Annotated in this window: 17 protein-coding genes; 12 read left to right on the top strand and 5 right to left on the bottom strand. The window is 66.8% G+C overall.

All coding sequences use genetic code 11. The annotated features are described in order from the left end of the window. Nucleotides 1-3 precede the first annotated feature (3 nt). Nucleotides 4-594 carry a hypothetical protein gene (locus K7711_RS44155; RefSeq protein WP_222978623.1) on the top strand — a complete coding sequence of 197 codons (591 nt, stop codon included), beginning with the start codon at nt 4-6 and terminating at the stop codon, nt 592-594. Between the two features lie 13 nt (nt 595-607). Here K7711_RS44155 and K7711_RS44150 read toward each other — a convergent pair whose 3' ends face one another. Further along, complete coding sequence (locus tag K7711_RS44150; RefSeq protein WP_222978622.1) at nt 608-1,597, bottom strand: GlxA family transcriptional regulator; 990 nt, start codon at nt 1,595-1,597, stop codon at nt 608-610. Nucleotides 1,598-2,026: 429 nt separating this feature from the next. Between K7711_RS44150 and K7711_RS44145 the strand changes: the two genes are divergently transcribed. The 9 genes from K7711_RS44145 to K7711_RS44105 all read left to right on the top strand — a co-directional run bounded on the left by K7711_RS44145 (nt 2,027) and on the right by K7711_RS44105 (nt 10,566). Continuing rightward, nucleotides 2,027-3,322: an FAD-dependent oxidoreductase gene (locus tag K7711_RS44145; RefSeq protein ID WP_268929804.1), complete on the top strand. Its 1,296-nt coding sequence runs from the start codon at nt 2,027-2,029 to the stop codon at nt 3,320-3,322. Between the two features lie 25 nt (nt 3,323-3,347). Continuing rightward, nucleotides 3,348-3,695 carry a cupin domain-containing protein gene (locus tag K7711_RS44140; protein ID WP_222978616.1) on the top strand — a complete coding sequence of 116 codons (348 nt, stop codon included), beginning with the start codon at nt 3,348-3,350 and terminating at the stop codon, nt 3,693-3,695. 146 nt (nt 3,696-3,841) lie between these two features. Further along, complete coding sequence (locus K7711_RS44135; protein ID WP_222978615.1) at nt 3,842-5,326, top strand: class I tRNA ligase family protein; 1,485 nt, start codon at nt 3,842-3,844, stop codon at nt 5,324-5,326. 30 nt (nt 5,327-5,356) lie between these two features. Beyond that, nucleotides 5,357-5,749 carry an aspartate 1-decarboxylase gene (gene panD, locus K7711_RS44130; RefSeq protein WP_222978614.1) on the top strand — a complete coding sequence of 131 codons (393 nt, stop codon included), beginning with the start codon at nt 5,357-5,359 and terminating at the stop codon, nt 5,747-5,749. 11 nt (nt 5,750-5,760) lie between these two features. Further along, nucleotides 5,761-7,110, top strand: a complete 1,350-nt coding sequence (locus K7711_RS44125) for a SidA/IucD/PvdA family monooxygenase (protein ID WP_222978601.1) — start codon at nt 5,761-5,763, stop codon at nt 7,108-7,110. Then, nucleotides 7,107-8,159, top strand: coding sequence for an NAD(P)/FAD-dependent oxidoreductase (locus tag K7711_RS44120; protein WP_222978600.1), 1,053 nt, complete (start codon nt 7,107-7,109; stop codon nt 8,157-8,159). Before K7711_RS44125 ends, K7711_RS44120 begins: the two co-directional genes overlap by 4 nt. After that, nucleotides 8,156-9,460 (top strand): hypothetical protein, encoded by a 1,305-nt coding sequence (locus K7711_RS44115; protein WP_222978599.1) that lies wholly within the window; start codon nt 8,156-8,158, stop codon nt 9,458-9,460. Before K7711_RS44120 ends, K7711_RS44115 begins: the two co-directional genes overlap by 4 nt. After that, a complete protein-coding gene (locus K7711_RS44110) occupies nt 9,457-10,095 on the top strand; it encodes a VOC family protein (RefSeq protein WP_222978598.1) in 639 nt (212 codons plus the stop codon). Before K7711_RS44115 ends, K7711_RS44110 begins: the two co-directional genes overlap by 4 nt. A gap of 33 nt (nt 10,096-10,128) precedes the next feature. Beyond that, nucleotides 10,129-10,566: a PaaI family thioesterase gene (locus tag K7711_RS44105; protein WP_308015211.1), complete on the top strand. Its 438-nt coding sequence runs from the start codon at nt 10,129-10,131 to the stop codon at nt 10,564-10,566. A gap of 58 nt (nt 10,567-10,624) precedes the next feature. Here the strand turns inward: K7711_RS44105 and K7711_RS44100 are convergent, their stop codons facing one another. The 4 genes from K7711_RS44100 to K7711_RS44085 all read right to left on the bottom strand — a co-directional run bounded on the left by K7711_RS44100 (nt 10,625) and on the right by K7711_RS44085 (nt 13,447). Continuing rightward, nucleotides 10,625-10,783, bottom strand: a complete 159-nt coding sequence (locus K7711_RS44100; RefSeq protein WP_222978597.1) for a hypothetical protein — start codon at nt 10,781-10,783, stop codon at nt 10,625-10,627. A 74-nt stretch (nt 10,784-10,857) separates the two neighbouring features. Continuing rightward, nucleotides 10,858-11,847 carry an Rpn family recombination-promoting nuclease/putative transposase gene (locus K7711_RS44095; protein ID WP_222978596.1) on the bottom strand — a complete coding sequence of 330 codons (990 nt, stop codon included), beginning with the start codon at nt 11,845-11,847 and terminating at the stop codon, nt 10,858-10,860. Between the two features lie 258 nt (nt 11,848-12,105). Beyond that, a complete protein-coding gene (locus K7711_RS44090) occupies nt 12,106-12,906 on the bottom strand; it encodes a hypothetical protein (protein WP_222978594.1) in 801 nt (266 codons plus the stop codon). Between the two features lies 1 nt (nt 12,907). Continuing rightward, nucleotides 12,908-13,447, bottom strand: coding sequence for a lipoprotein LpqH (locus tag K7711_RS44085; RefSeq protein ID WP_222978592.1), 540 nt, complete (start codon nt 13,445-13,447; stop codon nt 12,908-12,910). A gap of 179 nt (nt 13,448-13,626) precedes the next feature. Here K7711_RS44085 and K7711_RS44080 point away from each other — a divergent pair, with 179 nt between their 5' ends. Both K7711_RS44080 and K7711_RS44075 read left to right on the top strand, forming a co-directional pair. Further along, a complete protein-coding gene (locus K7711_RS44080) occupies nt 13,627-14,940 on the top strand; it encodes a hypothetical protein (protein ID WP_222978692.1) in 1,314 nt (437 codons plus the stop codon). Next, nucleotides 14,940-15,956 carry a hypothetical protein gene (locus K7711_RS44075; RefSeq protein WP_222978590.1) on the top strand — a complete coding sequence of 339 codons (1,017 nt, stop codon included), beginning with the start codon at nt 14,940-14,942 and terminating at the stop codon, nt 15,954-15,956. Before K7711_RS44080 ends, K7711_RS44075 begins: the two co-directional genes overlap by 1 nt. Nucleotides 15,957-15,993: the final 37 nt, after the last annotated feature.

Here is a 15,993-nt window from a genome sequence, read left to right as displayed (position 1 = left end):
CCGTTGCCGCACCGGAATCGTGTGCTGCCCGGCGGTGAGATCGTCACCGCCGGGTTCCGGGGTGCCTGGATGGGCAACCGCGGTGGTCCCGTGTCGGAACTTCCGGGGCGCAGGCAATGGGCGAATACCCACTGGATCTACTGCAAGCTCGCGTTCAATGGCCGGGAGCGGGTTTTTCGCGAACCCGGCCGCAAATACACCGAGCTGTTCTTCTACGACGAGGCCGTGGCTCTGGCGGCCGGTCATCGTCCCTGCGGTGAGTGTCAGTTCCACCGATTACGGGAGTACAAGACGGCGACATTCGGCGCGCGCACGACCGTGGATGCGATCGACACGCTGCTGCACCGGCAGCGGCGATCGGCGCCGGACCAGGTCGAGGTCGGCGAGCTTCCCGCCGGGACGTTCATCCGGTACCAGGACCGGGACGTGCTGCTCTGGTCCGGCACGGCCTATGCCTGGGACGGCGAACGCGGCTACACCGAGTTGGCGCCGCCCGCGACGTCCACCCGGGTGCAGGTGCTGACTCCGCTGTTGAGCCGCCGCGCCCTGGCCGCGGGTTTCTCGATTCGCCCCCGCCTGGTCGTCGAGCGGTGAGCGGCTCGCCCGCTCAGATCATCGCCGCGCCCCGGAAGGTACGCCGATAGGCGTCCGGGGCGACTCCCGCGTGTTTGACGAAATGCCGGCGTAGATTCGCCGGGGTGCCCATCCCGGTCCGCGACGCGATCTGCTCGATGCTCAGATCGGTTGTCTCCAAAAGGTTCTGGGCGGCGAAGACGCGCTGGGAGTGCAGCCATTGCAATGGCGCGGATCCGGTCGTGGAGACGAATCGGCGGTGCAGCTGGCGCGGGCTGATGTGCGCGTGGGCGGCCATATCGGAGATCGTCAGCGGCATGTCCAGGCAGGACATCAGCCAGTCGCGCACCCGGGTCATCGTCTCGTCGTCCTCGTCGCTCTCGATGGGTGCGATGAACTGGGCCTGCCCGCCTTCGCGATGCGGCGGCAGGACCAGGTAGCGCGCGAGTGCGTTGGAGACGCCGCTGCCGACGTCCTTGCGCACCAGATACAGACACAGATCGATGCCTGCGGCTTTTCCCGCCGAGGTCAGAACCGTCTTCTCGTCGATGTACAGGACTTCGGGATCGACGGTGATCCGCGGATACTCCGCGGCCAGCCGGGCGGTGTGCCGCCAATGCGTGGTCGCCCGTAGGCCGTCGAGTATTCCGGCCGCGGCGAGCGTGAAGGCCCCGGTACAAATGGACACCACCCGCGCTCCGGACTCGTGCGCCGCGCGTACCGCGTCGACGAGCACATCCGGCTGGCTTCGATTCTCGTCGCTGCACGCCGGCACGATCACGGTATCCGCGGAAAGCAGGCCGTCGAAGGTGTCGTCGACGTCGGCGCGCAACCAGGCGCCGACATGGACCGAGGGGGTTCCACAGGTCTTCACCGTGTAGTGCGGTCTCGCCGCCGGTGCGGAGAAGACTTCGTATGCGGAAGCAACTTCCAAAAGGGACATTTTGGGTGCGAGTGCAATCGCCACACGGTGCGGATGCTCCTCCTCGGGGGCGATTGTGCTGATGCTCGCGAATTCGGTCATGGATTGCCCCCAAGCAGAAAACACCGATCGATTGGCAATAGCTTAGCGGACATCGGACAATCACCCGATGTGGCCTGCATCACATGCCGGATGTGTGCCGCCGAATAGCGTTTCCGTGCGTCGTATCCGGAATATCGATGTCGAACAGCATGCGTGACCAATTTCGGAGATTCACCGCACGGACGCCGGGCCTCGCGCGGTACGCCTTTCTCGGGTTTTTCGCTGCTGTTGTTCGCATCATCCTGTCTGCCCTGTTCGTGGCGCTGCGGTGACCGATTCATGGTCGGGGATCAGGAAAATGCCATTCATAATCATACCGAATGGCCGAATTAGGACGTCGGATGTCAGGATCCGCTGTGGTGTCCAATGTCCCGGGCTGGGTAGCGTGGAGAAATCGAACGGCCGATAAAGCCCGGAGGATAATTTCAGATGAACGAAAGATGTTATGGGGCAATCACTGATACGGATGTGATTATCGTCGGTGGCGGCATGGCGGGATCCGCTCTCGCCTATGCGCTGGCCTCTTTCGGAATCGAGACGACGGTACTCGAGCGACAGGCGATTCACCAGGATCGCGTGCGCGGCGAGGTGATCAACTGCTGGGGTTTGCGCGAGGCGCAGGAATTGAAGGTCCTCGAAATACTCGAGGCTGCGGGCGGCAATTATGCCGACCGATTCGTCGCCTACGACGAGACGGTGACCGCGGAACACGCCGAGGCCGTGGCATTGGATGTCGGGTCGATGCTCGAGGGTATTCCCGGAGTGCTCGACGTCGGTCATCCCGAGGCCTGCGCGGCCCTGCTGGCGGCCGCCGAATCCGCCGGCGCGACGGTGCTTCGCGGTGTGACCGACACCCAGGTGGCGGCGGGCGCGAAGCCGCAGGTGCATTTCCGGGCCCAGGGCCGCGACCGGCTGCGTACCGCTCGGCTGGTCGTCGGTGCGGACGGGCGGGTGTCCGCGACGCGTCGGCAGCTGGGCGTCCGGCTCACCCAGACCCCCGCGAACTCGCTGGGTGGCGGACTGCTCGCCGACGGCATCGACGGGTGGCGCCAGGACACCAGCGGTATCGGGACCGAAGGTGATCTGCTCTACTTCGTCTACCCTCGGGCGAACGGCCGGGCGCGGCTGTACCTGCTGCACTCGCCGCAGCAGAAGGGGCGTTTCTCGGGCCCCACCGCGGCGGCGGACTTCCTCGCGGCGTTCCGATTCGACTGCATACCCGACAGCGCCACCATATTCGGCAATGCGCGACCGGCCACGCCGCGCACACCGTGTGCGTTCTTCCCGATGAACGACTCCTGGTGCGATGTCATCACCCGGCCCGGCGCGGTTCTGATCGGCGATGCCGCGGGCTGGAGCGATCCCGTTATCGGACAAGGGCTTTCGATCGCACTGCGCGATGCCCGACTGGTGCGCGACGCGTTGGTGGCGCATTCGCGGTGGACCGAGGACATCTTCGCCGACTACATCGCCGAACGCGAAGTCCGCATGCGCAGACTGCTGCTGTCGGCGAAGGTCCGCACGGCGATGGGGCTGACCTTCGGGCCGTTCGGACGACGACGTCGCAGGGCCTACGCCGAAACCTGGCCGAAGGACGAGATTCTGGCCGGTTCGCGGCTCGCGACATTCAAGGGCCCGCACAACGTCCCTGCCGAATCCTTCGAACCACACGTCATCGAACGAATCCTGCGGCTCGGTGATCCGAGCCTTGCGTCGGAGAAATGAAAAAGTAGGAGAGGAAACCGATTCCATGCATTTCCGCAGTGCCGACACCGATGTGATCACTCGCGAGAACAACTGTGACCTGCGCAGGTTGTATCCATGGCAGGACGTCGTCGTGCCGCCGTGGAACAGTTCCCTGGTCTCGATCCGCCCGCAGGAGTCCAGCAAGGAACACCATCACGCCACCGACGAGACATTCATCTTCACCTCCGGCGTGGGGACGGTGACCATCGACGGCGAGCAGCGGCCGATCGCGCCCGGTGACGTCGTGTACATCCCGCACGGCCAGGACCACATCGTCACCAACACCAGCACGGACGCGCCGCTGGACTTCGTCAGCATCTACTGGTTGCAGCCCGAGGAGCGGCAGGCATGAGCGGGTCAGGGCCGGAGGCGGCAGCGAAGCGTCACCCCGCAGGCCCCCCGCTCATGCCCGATCGACGCAGCATGAGCGGGTCAGGGCCGGAGGCGGCAGCGAAGCGTCACCACGCAGGCCCCCCGCTCATGCCCGATCGACGCAGCATGAGCGGGGAACTCTTCGGGTCCACGTTCTCGCCGCCGACGCCCAACGGTGACTTCCACCTCGGGCATTTCGCGGGACCGGTGCTCAGCAGCGACGTCTGCGCGCGGGCTCTGCGTCGGCGCGGGCACGAGGTCCGGTTCGCCTGCAGTACCGACGACAACCAGACCTACGTGGTGACCACCGCGCGGCGGCTCGGCGAGGATCCGAACGCCCTCATCGCGCACGCGTTCGAGCAGACCTCGGCATCGCTGGAGCTCGCCGGGATCTCGGTCACCGGGTACACGATGACCGACGCCCCGTACGAGGAGTTCGTCCGCGAGTTCTGCACCGGTCTCTGGCGCAGCGGGGCATTCGATCTGCGCACCGTCGACCTGCCCTATGACGTTGCGGCACAGGCATTTCTGACCGAGGCGTTCATGACCGGACGCTGCCCGCACTGCCTGGCGCACGCCCGCGCCGGGGTGTGTGAGGCGTGCGGCCTCTACAACCTGCCCGGCCAGCTGCTCGACAATGCCGAACGCGAGGTGGAGTACCGGTCGGCGCGCATCTGGATGCTCGACCTCGAGCGGCACCGGGCGCTGATCAGCGAGGAGCTGCTCACCCGGCACCGCGCGGGCCGGCCATCGCTGGCCCGCATCATCGAGAAGACCCTGGCCGCCCCGCTGCCGTCGATTCCGATGACGTACCCGATCGAGTGGGGGATCCCGGTCGAATGGGACGGTGTCCCCGGCACGATCAACGCCTGGCCGGAGATCTTCGTCGGGCATCTGTACTGGCTGGGGCTGACCGACCCCGCGCCCGGTATGTCCGAACTCGTACAGTTCATCGGCATCGACAACGGCTTCTACAACGCGTTCGTCTACACCGCGCTGGCCGCGCTGGCGCGGCGGGCCGGGATCGCCGAACCGCCGGCGCGTCGCACGATCACCAACAACTACCTGCAGCTGGGTGGGCGAAAATTCTCCACCAGTAAGGGTGATGTCATCTGGGCGCGGCAGTTCCTCGCCGACGTCGGCCGTGACCGCGCCCGGTTCGTCCTCGCGCTGAAGGCGCCGGATTTCCAGCACGCCGAATTCACCATGGAATCGGCGCGGGACACCCTGAACGAGCGGTTCGACACTCCGCTGCGCCGCTTGGCCGTGGCCTTCGCCGCCGTGCCGCCGCGCTTGGACGCGCGGGACTTCCCGCACCCCGAACAATGGTGGACCACGGCGTTGACCGCCTCGACCGGCCGCTTCGACGAGGCATACGACCTGGACACCTTCAGTACCAAGGCCGCAGCCGAGGCGTTCGCCCTGCACATCGAAGTGCTCCTACTCGGCTACACCACCCGTGACATGTCCCGCATCGAGGAACAGGCTGGTGCCGTGCGGTTCCTGCACGCCCTGGCGACGCTGGCCGATCCGATCGTTCCCGACATCGCGGCCACCGTGGCGTCGTTGTTCGATGCCCGGCTCGCGGTTTCCGATCCCGTTGCCGTCTGATCATCTCCGAAATCTCGCAAGGACTTTCACATGCTTCGCACGTTCATGAACTCGAAGATTCACCGGGCCACCGTCACCGAGAGCAATCTGCACTACGTCGGTTCGATCACCATCGCGCTCGACCTGATGGGAGCGGCGGGCATCGGCGTGCACGAACTCGTCCAGATCGTGGACATCGACAACGGCGAGCGGTTCGAGACCTACACCATCGCCGGTGCGCCGGGCAGCGGACAGATCTGCGTCAACGGCGCGGCCGCGCGCCTGGTGCAGCCCGGCGACAAGATCATCGTCATCTCCTACGCGCAGTTGACCGAGCAGGAGATCCAGACGCACCGTTCCACGGTCGTACATGTCGACGGCGACAACGAGATTCAGGACATCGTGCAGATGGAACCGGCGAACACGCTGTACGAGACGGTCTGATCGGCGACGTCATGGCTACTGTTGAACACGCCCCGATGCAGCCGGTGCTCGGCATCGGATTCGGGCCGGCCAACCTGTCCACCGCGATCGCGGCGCAGGACAACGGCCTGCTCGAACACTGCCACTTCATCGAGCGCGCACCGGAATTCGAGTGGCAGAGCGAGCAGATGCTCACCGGCGCGGACATCCAGAACAATCCGTTCCGGGATCTGGTGATGCCGCGCGATCCGGGACACGAGTACACCTTCGTCCGGTACCTGCACGGTCGCGGGGTGCTCACCGACTATCTCCACTACAACGCCAAATTCGCGTTGCGCAACGAGTACGCGGGCTACTTGCAGTGGGTGGCATCGCATTTCGCGGATCGGGTGACCTACGGGCAGGAGGTGCGCGCGGTCGAGGTGGTGCAGCGCCACGGCGGCGAATGCTTCGAAGTCCGTACCGCCGAACGCATGTGGCACGCCCGGCATCTCATCGTCGGGACCGGGCGCACCCCGAACGTGCCGGGCTGTTTCGCGATCGACAGTCCGCGGATCTTCCACGCGGGCCGATATCTGTCGACGATGCGACGACTGGCGCAGGAGCGAGTCGAACTCCGCACCGTCGCGGTGGTCGGCTCGAGCCAGAGCGCCATCGAGATCATTCTCGATCTGCTGGCGCGGCCGGATGTCGGCCGGGTGGTATCCATCCAGCGCGGCATCGGGTTTCGGCTCAAGGACACCAGCCCGTTCTCCCGCCGGGTCTTCCTGCCGGAGTTCATCGACTACTTCCATCCGCTGCCGCTGGAGACCAAGAAGCGGCTGCGCGAGCAGTTGCGGGCGGTCAACTACGGCGCCTGCGATCAGGACGTCATCGACCAATTGACCACGGTCCAGCGCGATTACGAGCACCGTGGCTCGGATCGTTTCACGCTGATGCCGTTCTCGCAGGTGCGGACCGTCGTCGGGCAGGGCGACGGAGCTCTGCTGCTGACCCTGGCGGACGTCAACAACGGTGACACCGCCTCGCTCGGTGTCGATGCCGTCGTGCTCGCCACCGGATATCGGGACTTCGGCACCGGTCCGGACGACGAGTTGAGCCACCCGCTGTTGCGTTCGGTCCGGCACCGGATCGCGTGCGAGGCCGACGGCACGCCCGTCGTCCACCGCGACTACTCGCTCGAATTCGCCAGTGCCGAGGGCTCGTTGTCGGTGTATCTGAACGGCGTGTGCGAGGCGAGTCACGGCATGGGCGATGCCGGGGCGCTGGCGGTGTTGTCGGCGCGGGCGAACGATATCGCCGAGTCGATGCGCGCCCGCCTGCGCGCGGATGCGTTCGAGCAGCCCGTTCCCGCTCGAAACGGGTTGCTGAGCGTGTCATGAACGCGGACACCGTGATCGTGGGCGGCGGGATCGTCGGACTGTGCACGGCGGCCGCGGCCGTGCACAGGGGCGACACCGTGGTGGTCGTGGACCCCGGTTCCGCCGCCACCGCGGTGTCGGCGGCCTCCGGGGGCCTGATCCGGCGGTTCGATCTCGGTGGCCGTCTCGGTGATCTGGCGACGGCCGGCTTCGATCGGCTGCGGGAATCGGCCCAGACATGCGCCGCCTTCCACCGGACCGGGGCGCTGACCCTGCAGTACTCCAGCCAGGCGCTGCCCACCCATATCCGCGCCCGGACGATGCTCTACGCCGCCCGTGCCATGCGGCAGCGGTGGCCGCAGATCACCGTGCCGCCCAACGTGATCGGCGTATTCGAGGATGGTGCGGGCTGGGTCGACGCGCCGGTGCTGCTGGCCACGGCCCGGACCGAGCTCGCGGACCGGGGCGTGGAATTCGTGACCGACCGGGTCGATCGTCTCGTGGTCGACCAGAGGCGGATCGGTGGCGTGGTGACCGGCGGGGGCCGGTCGATCACCGCGTCCCGGGTGGTGGTCGCGGCCGGTTCGAGCACCACCGGTCTGGCCGCCACCGCCGGAGTCGATCATCCGTTGCGCACCCGCAGGATCGGTTACTGCTACCTCCGGCTGGGGAGTGACCGGACAGCCGGTCTGCCCACGATCGTCGATCGGGTCAGCGGGACATGGGTGCGGCCCTGCCGCGATCCCGAGCTCGTGCTGATCGGGCGGCGACAGGAGATCTTCGGGGTACCGGCCGAGATCCGGCACGAGATCTCCGATGCGGATGTGCACGAGATCCGCACGGCGATAGCGCAATTGCTGCCGGAAGCCGCGGACGCACCGCTGGTCGGCGGGATCACCGCCTACGACGTCGCCCGACCCGACCCCGCGGACCCGCCGTTGCGGCACTGCGTGGAGCCTCGGGGGCTGACCGTGGTCGCAGGGTGGAACGGGGCGGGATTCAAGGCGGCGCCCGCGATCGCGGAACTCGCTCTCGGCGACCGGGTTTCGGTCGAGGGGGAGGAATCATGAGCAGGTTGGTCAGGCTCAACCCCACCGACGAAATGCTCGCGGCGGCAGCGCGATCGGTGGGGGCCACGCGCCGGATCCAGTTCGTGTGGGCGCTGCCGCGCAGGCTGGATCGTGCGCGTGTGGACGAGTTCTGGCAGCGGCTCGATCGTGGGGTGCTCAGTCGTCGGCCGAGTGCACCGTTGGTTCCGGGTGCGCGTCGCTGGTGGGCGGCCGCACCCAATGCGCAGCGGCCGATCGTGATGGACCCCGGGCCCGGCGCGCCGATCCTGGACTGGCTGGATCAGCAGGTGCGGGTGCCGCTCGACGCGGATCGGCTCTGGTCGTTGGCCTACCGGCCCACCGAGGCGGGGTCGGTCGTCGCGCTGACGGTGCCGCATTCGCTGGTGGACGGTGTGGGTCTGCTGCGTGCGATCGAGGCCGCGGGGAACCCGGAGACCGATAGTCTGCCGGATCGGCCGCGGTGCGCCGACGATGTGGCGGATATTGCCGATCAGCTGGTCGGCGGGCTGCGCGATACCGTTCGCTGGACGGGCAGAGTGCGGCGGGACGCGAGCTTGCGGGCCTCGTTGGTGCAGGCGATCCGGTCGCGAGGAGTTGGCCGCGTTGCGACTGAAGGCGCTGCGCCACAGTTCTTTTCGACAGCATTCTGTACGGTGTCGGCGCGCGACTGGCAGGCGGCGGCCGATGCGTCGGGCGGCACCGTGAACAGTCTGTTCATCACCTTCGCCGAGCGGCTGTATCGGACGGCGGTCGATCGAATCGGCGACGGACCGTTGGATATCGGGATTCCGGTCAGTCTGCGTGCGGGCCCCGGCGACCTGTCCGCCAACGCGCTCGTCGTGGTGCCGATGCGGATCGCGGCGGGCGGATCCACCGCGCGGCAGATCCGCGTCCTGGCGAGGGAGCGGCTGGAACGCTCGAGTCCGGAAGACATAACGCTTGTGCCGCAGTCGATCTGGCATCATCTGCCGCGAGGGCTGGCTGCCGCGCTGAAGACGCCCGGAGCGCAGTTCACCGATGTCGTGGCATCGAATTTCGGTGCGGCGGGGGATTCGGTCGCGCGCGCGCTGGACGGGCAGGGTGCGTCGAAGGTGTTCGTCCGCACGATGAGCGTTCCGGGGGTGGTGCCCGGCCGGGCGCGACTCCGGTTGTCGCTGTGCATGATTCGCCTCGGTGACACGCTGTCGGTGTCGGTCACCGGAATCCCCGATCACTTCGGCAGTTCCGACCGGCTCGCGGACACCGCCGATCTCGTTCTTCGTGACCTGCCGGTGCGAGCCGAGAAATGGACCGTCACATGATTCCCGATCGCTGGTTCCGCACCGTGCCGGATTCGTCCCGGCTGCCGAGTTCCCGCATCCTGTCCCGCGTCCTGGTTCCGTTGGCGCGGCTCGAACGGCAGATCGCCGATTACGAAGCGCTGCAAGGTTGTCGGGCCGATCTGCGCATGCCGATCCCCGACTTCGGCGGTCTCGAACTGGCCGCGGTGGGTGGAATTCTGCTGATCGCGAGTGAACGCCCCTTCACGCCGATGCAGCGCGCGACCCGATTCTCCCTGATCGTGCCCGATCTGGACCGGCAGATCGCGATCGCCGACGGTATCGGCGCCGAGGTGCTCGAGCCTGTCGAAGCGATCCTGCCCGGCCGTCGGGCGCGCCTGCGCTACTGCGGTGACGTCATCGCCGAACTGGTCGAGCACCGGCCGCTGCCCGGTGAACTACCACATCCGGTGCAGGCGGCTGCGCGCCGACCGATCGGTCCGCGGCTCGAGGTCCCGCTCGCGGAACTGCCCGGGATCGCCCGGGTGTTCGCGGCCGTACTCGGCCGTTCCGTGGATCTGCCTGATACCCAACATGTTCGGGTGGGCGAGCTGGTGATCGCGGCTCGCCATCCCGTCGCGGCCTCCGATTCCACGACCCGCGCCGGCGTAAGCTGATCTTCCCGGCCTCCCACGAAGGATGGTGTAACCGTGCCCGACGACCAGGCCGTCGACCTGCCCCTCCCGGGCCTGCCCGGACTTCTGGGCATCCGCTTCCGCCACGTCGGGGATGGCCCGAACCCCGATATCGAAGCAACCCTGCTGGTCCGCAAGGACATGCTCAACCCCGCGGGCACCATCCACGCAGGCACCGTCGTAGCCCTGGCCGACACCGCCTGCGGCTACGGATGCCTGGCCTCCCTCCCTGAGGGAAAAACCGGCTTCACCACCCTGGAACTGAAATCCAACCACCTCGGCACCGCCTTCGACGGCGAAACCGTGACCGCCCTTGCCACCGCAGCCCACCGAGGCGGCAGCACCCAGTTCTGGGACGCGAAGGTAACCGCGAAATCCGCCGAATCCGACACCCCGAGAACCATCGCCATCTTCCGCTGTACCCAGTACCTACTCGGCCCCGCCCGCCGCTGAGCCGCTTCTGTTCGTCCCCTGAAATCGCCGCTCGACCCGGCCGCAGCGCCGCAAGCCCTCAGGTGAGAGTCTGCTCGAGGGTGGCTGCCCGCAACACCCGCCGCGACCACAGCCTCAACTGCTCGATATCAGCTGCTTGAACCCGCTGCTCGATCGATGGCTCCAGTGGGCCGAACTTCTCGGTCAGCAACTCGAGTAGCGCGGCCGCGTGCTTCACCCCGTGCTTCGCCCTCGGCTCTGAGCATTTGGGCGGTTGTCATGACGAGCTTCTTCGGCATCTGGGTCAAGCTCTCAGACGAGCACTTCGTCGAGAGTCGCCATCCTCAGCACGCGCCCGGTCCACACCTTCAGCCGTTCGATATCGGCTGTTCGAACCCGCTGCTCGGTCGATGACTCCAGCGGGCCGAACTTGTCGGTCAGCAACTCGAGTAGTACTGCCGCGCGGCCACGTGCGTCCCCCTCTGCTCGGAGCATTTCGGCGGTTGTCACGATGATCTCCTTGGCGATGGGGTCGAGTTGATCGGCGAAGGATTCGAGCTCGTCGGGGCGTAGTTTGCCGACTCCCTCAATGTACGTGACGATCACCTGGAAATCCTCCCTGGCGTCGGGGCCTTCCAGGAGGGTGAGCACGTCGGGGACCAGGTCGGGCAGGGTCGGTAGCAGGATCATGCGGCCGCGACCGGTGGTCTTGACCAGCGCCAGTGCCAGTCGGCTGCGGGGAGTGCCGGGGCGGGCCAGCAGTGTGGGTGTGTCGATCGCGTTGACATCGTCGAGCAGATACCGCATGCGAGGCAGGTAGTCCTGCATCGCCGCACGGGTGTCCGGGTCCAGGTCGAACAGTTCGCTGACCTCCAAGGGGGCGTTCCAGTGCACTCCCTTCGGTCCGGCGTGCACGACCAGGGACAGGACCGCGGGTATCCGATCCATCTTCTTCTTTCCACGTTTCCCGAAGTCCCGCAGATGTTTTCGGATGATGGCGATCTGGTACTCGAGTATCCGGAAGGCCATCAACGGATCGGGCGTGCTCTGATGTTCCAGCAGCAGGTAGACGAACGCGCGCTGCCGACCCCGCTTGATCCGGGTGCGAAAAAGCAGATCACTGTACTGTGCCCGCAGATCGGCGGACACGAACGAGCCGTCCATCCGTTCCATTGCATCCCAATCCAGCCGGTCCGCAATATCTTTCGGTGATATCAGCCGTATTTCCGCCGCGGCGTCATCGGGGTTCGACAGTAATTTGCGAATCAGCGCGTCGTGCGGATTGGAGGGATCGGACGTCATGTCGGACACCGTACGCGAAAACGCCAGAAAATACCCAAAATTGCTGTGCGCCAAGTGTTTTGAGCATTCCAATTCATCGCTGAGGCAAATGGACTGATATCAAATATGAAGTTGCTCAATAGAATCTATTTCGGAGTCAGCTATCGAATTACGGTGCCGATGGACTCGTATCGAGCGCTGGTGGTGTGCGCGCATGTGGTTCGGGCATGTGAAATCCGCTGCGGCTCGGGGAGCGGCAGCGGATTTCGCTGTGCTGGTTCAGGTTTGGACGGGCAGGGACAGGACGACGTCCTGTTCGTCGGCGGGGAGGTAGTGCACCTTCACGATTCGGCCGATCTGGACCAGGTCGATGCCGGCCGGGGGAAGAAACTTTTCGGTGTGGGTGGTGAAGGTGGTGCCGTCGGGACGGGTTACGGCCAGGTCCAGGGTCACCTTGGTGTAGCCGTCGCGGATTTCGCCGGGGACCGAGAGGGATTGGACGACCGCTTGGGCGGGCGTTCCCCGGGCGGCGATGTCCAGTTTGGCGGGGGTGGTCAGGCCGCGGCGGATCATGGTTTCGTTCCAGGCGCTCTGCGCTGCGGTGTGATCGCCGGAGCGGTCGATCTCGACCTTGTCGGTTCGGCCGGGCAGGTAGCGGACCGGGAGCACGACGCCGGGGCGGAACAGCGCGAGTTCGGTGAGCGGGACGATGACCTTCGCGTGGGAATCGAAGGTGTGGCCGTCCGCGGCCTCGACGGTCAACTCCAGGCGGACCTGGGGTTGATCGTTGATGCTCACCCCGGTCTGCTGGACGGAGGTCACCGTCGCGATGCCGACCGGCCCGGTACGAAACGCCGCGCTGTTGCGGCCGGTGAACGCCTGGGCGATACCTTCTCCGGTGAACGCGAAGACGATCGGGACGGTGGTCAGCGCGATGATGGGCAGTGCCATCTGCCAGCCGCCCCAGCCGAGCTCGTCACCTGCGAGCCCCTCGGAGCGGTAGGTCAGCCCGTGCCAGAGGTAGTACCCGATCGCCGCGACCGCGGCCAGGAGGGTCAGCGCGCGGATTCTGGTGGTCATCTCAGCCTCCGATCACGGTCGGGCACGCGAAGGTGATGTCGAACTTCGAGGACTTGACCTGCGCCATCGGATTGCTCGGGTCCGGGGTGCCGACGCCCTCGCCGGTGACGTGGAAGGTGTTGCCGTTCTTGGTGACCGCCGCCGAACCACCCGGCAGTCCCTTACCGAATCCGATCGCGTACGGCAGGCTCGACGAACCGCCCTTGCTGCCGGTGATGCCCACCGCCTGAACCGAATTGCCGCCCGAGACGGTCGCGCTCACAGCCAGATTGCCGTAGATGGCGTTACCGGTATCGGTCAGCGCCAGGGCGAGCAGGCCGCTCTGATTCACGCAGGTGGTGGTGAAGGTGCCGGATACCGACTTGCCGTCGACGGACAGGGTCGAGGAGCCGGGCGCGGTTGCTGCGGTGCTCGGGTGCGTGGCAGAGGCCGCGGGTGCGGGTGCGGGCGATGACGAACTGCTGCACCCGGTCAGGGACAGAACGAGGCCGGCGGAGGCGGCGAGAGCGGTGACGTACAGGCGAGCGGATGTGGTGTTCATGATTCCTCCGGATCGGTGTGGCTCGCGGGGGTGGAGCCGATGCCGAAAATCTAGAAACGATTCGCTCCCTACCGATCCCAGGTTTTCCGTGTCCGGCCGTGGGATTCGCGGTCGCGCGCCCCTCGGTGGAGCGCCTCGGAAATACCGTCTAACCTGAGCGAATGCGACGCCCACGGGACATGGTGCTGGACGAGGCCTGGCGTGCCCTCGACGGTGTGGCGGCGTTGAGCGGGGCGCAGGGCGGGCCGTTGCGCCGCACCGTCAAACTGATCCTGGACCCGCTGGTGCTGCGCCCGGTGCAGAATCCGTTGTGCGCGGGCCCGATCCTCACGGCCGAGGGCGTCACCGAGGTGACTGCCCGGCTGCATGCGGCAGGGCCGGTGCTGCGGGCCACCGCCGAATGGTTCACCCTGCTCAAACAGGTCCGGCGCACGCTGCGGATCACCGATGGCAATCCGCAGGATCTGTACTTCCAGCGGTGTTTCGAGCTCGCGACCGCCGGTGGGGTACCGGACCGATTGCGGGACAACGAGATCGCCGAATCGACGCTGCTGGAGCTGCACGGGTTCACGGCTGGGCGCACCACCCGGGCGCTGCGCGAGTACCTCACCGAACCGGCTCGTGCGGCGGAGTTGCTCGGCTCGATCCGGGTCGCCTGGGGGCGAAGGCCGCTGCATGAGATCGAATTCCGCGACCGCACAGCAGAATTCAATGCGCTACTCGACGTCTGCGCCGCCACGCGCGGTCGAACCGTTCGGGCCGAGGGGGATTCGGTACATGGCGAACTGCTGGCCGATCGGGCCGGAACCCATTCGGGAATCCGGCTGTGGTCGGCCGAAACAGAGCCCGGCGCGGAGTATCTCGGCCTGACCGAACATCCGGTCCCGCCGCCTCCGCCGCTCGGGTCGACCGCGTCCACGGCCACACTGGCCCGGCCGTTCGATCGGTCGATCTACGAACGGGTCTTCACCGTGCTGCAGGCGGCGCTGGACCGGGCCGATCTGCCGACCGTGCCCGATCTGGTCGGCGCGGAGATCGCGCGCAGCTGTGCGCCGTGGGCGCTGCTGGACGAATCGCTGCGACTTGCGGCCGCTGCGGGTGTTGTTCTGGCGCTGGGACTTCGGCCGCTGGAGAATGCCCCGACCGGCGAATCGGTTGCGCAGCAGGTGATCAACGGGCGTTGGCGTCGAGAGGCGTATGTGTTGCAGGCTCGTCGGCTCGCGGTGCGGCCCGAGGACGAGCCCGGCGGTCCGTTGGCCGTGGTGGCTGCCGATCTGCGGATGCCGTGGCGGCCCTATCTGCGGCGGCTGTGGGTTCGGCTGCACGGCCGTGACGTGCGTGAGTTGCCGCTGTCGGATATCGGTGAGTTCTGGGATGTTCTCGACGGCGTCGCCAGATCCGTGATGCTCGATCACCGGATGCGGGTGAAACAGGCATTGAGTGCGAATCCATCAGGAGAACAGTCGGATTCGACGGAATCGAGGGCCAGCTGATGACGGATCGGATCATCGTGCGCAGCGGCCCGGCGGGCACACTGATCGTCGGGCCCGAGACAGGCCCGGTGCCGGGAGAGGGCATCGCGGGGCTGGATGTCGCGGTGCTGGAGGTGCGCGGCGGGCATCTGGCGTGGAGTGTCCTTACCGGACAACCGATTCCGACAGCCGTACTCGATGATCCGGATATCGCACAGGAGTGGATCTGGGCGGTGTACGGCGAGCAGGTCGCGCTCGCTGTCGATGATTTCGATGGTGTAGCAACGGAATCCGTGGCCGAGCCGGGCCTGCCCGCGCTGTGGGCGAGTGCGCGCAAACTCGGCTACGCGCACTGGGCTTCACGGTGGTGGCCCGCTTCCACGCTGGACGGCATTCCTCCGCTCGAGCAGCGGCTCGTCGAACTCGACATCGCCACTCTCACCGCCGAATGCGAGCGTCTCGTGGACGGGGCCGATGCGGTCGAGCCGGAGGAACGTGCGCCTGTCATCGCGGATCGCGCCGAAAACTACGCGCTCGCCGCGGGGCCGGGTGCAGCTGCGACCGACGCTCTGGTTGTCGCCCGGGGCGTCGGCGGCTGGGATTGGCGTCGCTGCCCGCCCGGCATCGTCGATGCCTCCGAACGCGCGGTGTCCTGGGAAGCGCGGCGGCGATCGGGTGATACGGCGGTCGAGGTCGTCGTAGTGGCCGCACCGCAGACGAATTCCGGTGTGCCGCCACATCTGCGGCCGCGAGCTCTGGTGCGCACCACCGCTGCCGCCACCGAGGTCGAGTTGACTCTCACCGACGACACGTGGACCGGTACTGCACCCGCGCCGACCGGATGGGAATCCGCTGTGGCAGTTGGCATTTATGTGCCCGGCGTGGGCACCTCCGCTGCTACCGACCGGGACGAGCTGCGAATTCGCGGGCAGATTCGAGATTTCGTGACGGCCCGCTTACGGGATGCGGCCGATGCGCCCGACGACACTCTGCTGCTGGCCGAGATCGCAGCCGCCGCCACCGAGACGGACTTCTGACATGCGGACGGCTTTCGCACGATCGCCGGTCCTGCCG

This window comes from Nocardia coffeae, assembly GCF_019890715.1.
Taxonomy (GTDB): domain Bacteria; phylum Actinomycetota; class Actinomycetes; order Mycobacteriales; family Mycobacteriaceae; genus Nocardia; species Nocardia jiangxiensis.
The sequence above is the reverse complement of the archived record's forward strand: the minus strand, read 5'-3'. Positions and strand labels throughout refer to the sequence as shown.

Coding starts and splice junctions, on each gene's coding strand:
- K7711_RS44150 (WP_222978622.1), bottom strand. CDS start 1,597: ATGACCGAATTCGCGAGCATCAGCACAATCGCCCCCGAGGAGGAGCAT.
- K7711_RS44145 (WP_268929804.1), top strand. CDS start 2,027: ATGAACGAAAGATGTTATGGGGCAATCACTGATACGGATGTGATTATC.
- K7711_RS44140 (WP_222978616.1), top strand. CDS start 3,348: ATGCATTTCCGCAGTGCCGACACCGATGTGATCACTCGCGAGAACAAC.
- K7711_RS44135 (WP_222978615.1), top strand. CDS start 3,842: ATGAGCGGGGAACTCTTCGGGTCCACGTTCTCGCCGCCGACGCCCAAC.
- panD (WP_222978614.1), top strand. CDS start 5,357: ATGCTTCGCACGTTCATGAACTCGAAGATTCACCGGGCCACCGTCACC.
- K7711_RS44125 (WP_222978601.1), top strand. CDS start 5,761: ATGGCTACTGTTGAACACGCCCCGATGCAGCCGGTGCTCGGCATCGGA.
- K7711_RS44120 (WP_222978600.1), top strand. CDS start 7,107: ATGAACGCGGACACCGTGATCGTGGGCGGCGGGATCGTCGGACTGTGC.
- K7711_RS44115 (WP_222978599.1), top strand. CDS start 8,156: ATGAGCAGGTTGGTCAGGCTCAACCCCACCGACGAAATGCTCGCGGCG.
- K7711_RS44110 (WP_222978598.1), top strand. CDS start 9,457: ATGATTCCCGATCGCTGGTTCCGCACCGTGCCGGATTCGTCCCGGCTG.
- K7711_RS44095 (WP_222978596.1), bottom strand. CDS start 11,847: ATGACGTCCGATCCCTCCAATCCGCACGACGCGCTGATTCGCAAATTA.
- K7711_RS44090 (WP_222978594.1), bottom strand. CDS start 12,906: ATGACCACCAGAATCCGCGCGCTGACCCTCCTGGCCGCGGTCGCGGCG.
- K7711_RS44085 (WP_222978592.1), bottom strand. CDS start 13,447: ATGAACACCACATCCGCTCGCCTGTACGTCACCGCTCTCGCCGCCTCC.
- K7711_RS44080 (WP_222978692.1), top strand. CDS start 13,627: ATGGTGCTGGACGAGGCCTGGCGTGCCCTCGACGGTGTGGCGGCGTTG.
- K7711_RS44075 (WP_222978590.1), top strand. CDS start 14,940: ATGACGGATCGGATCATCGTGCGCAGCGGCCCGGCGGGCACACTGATC.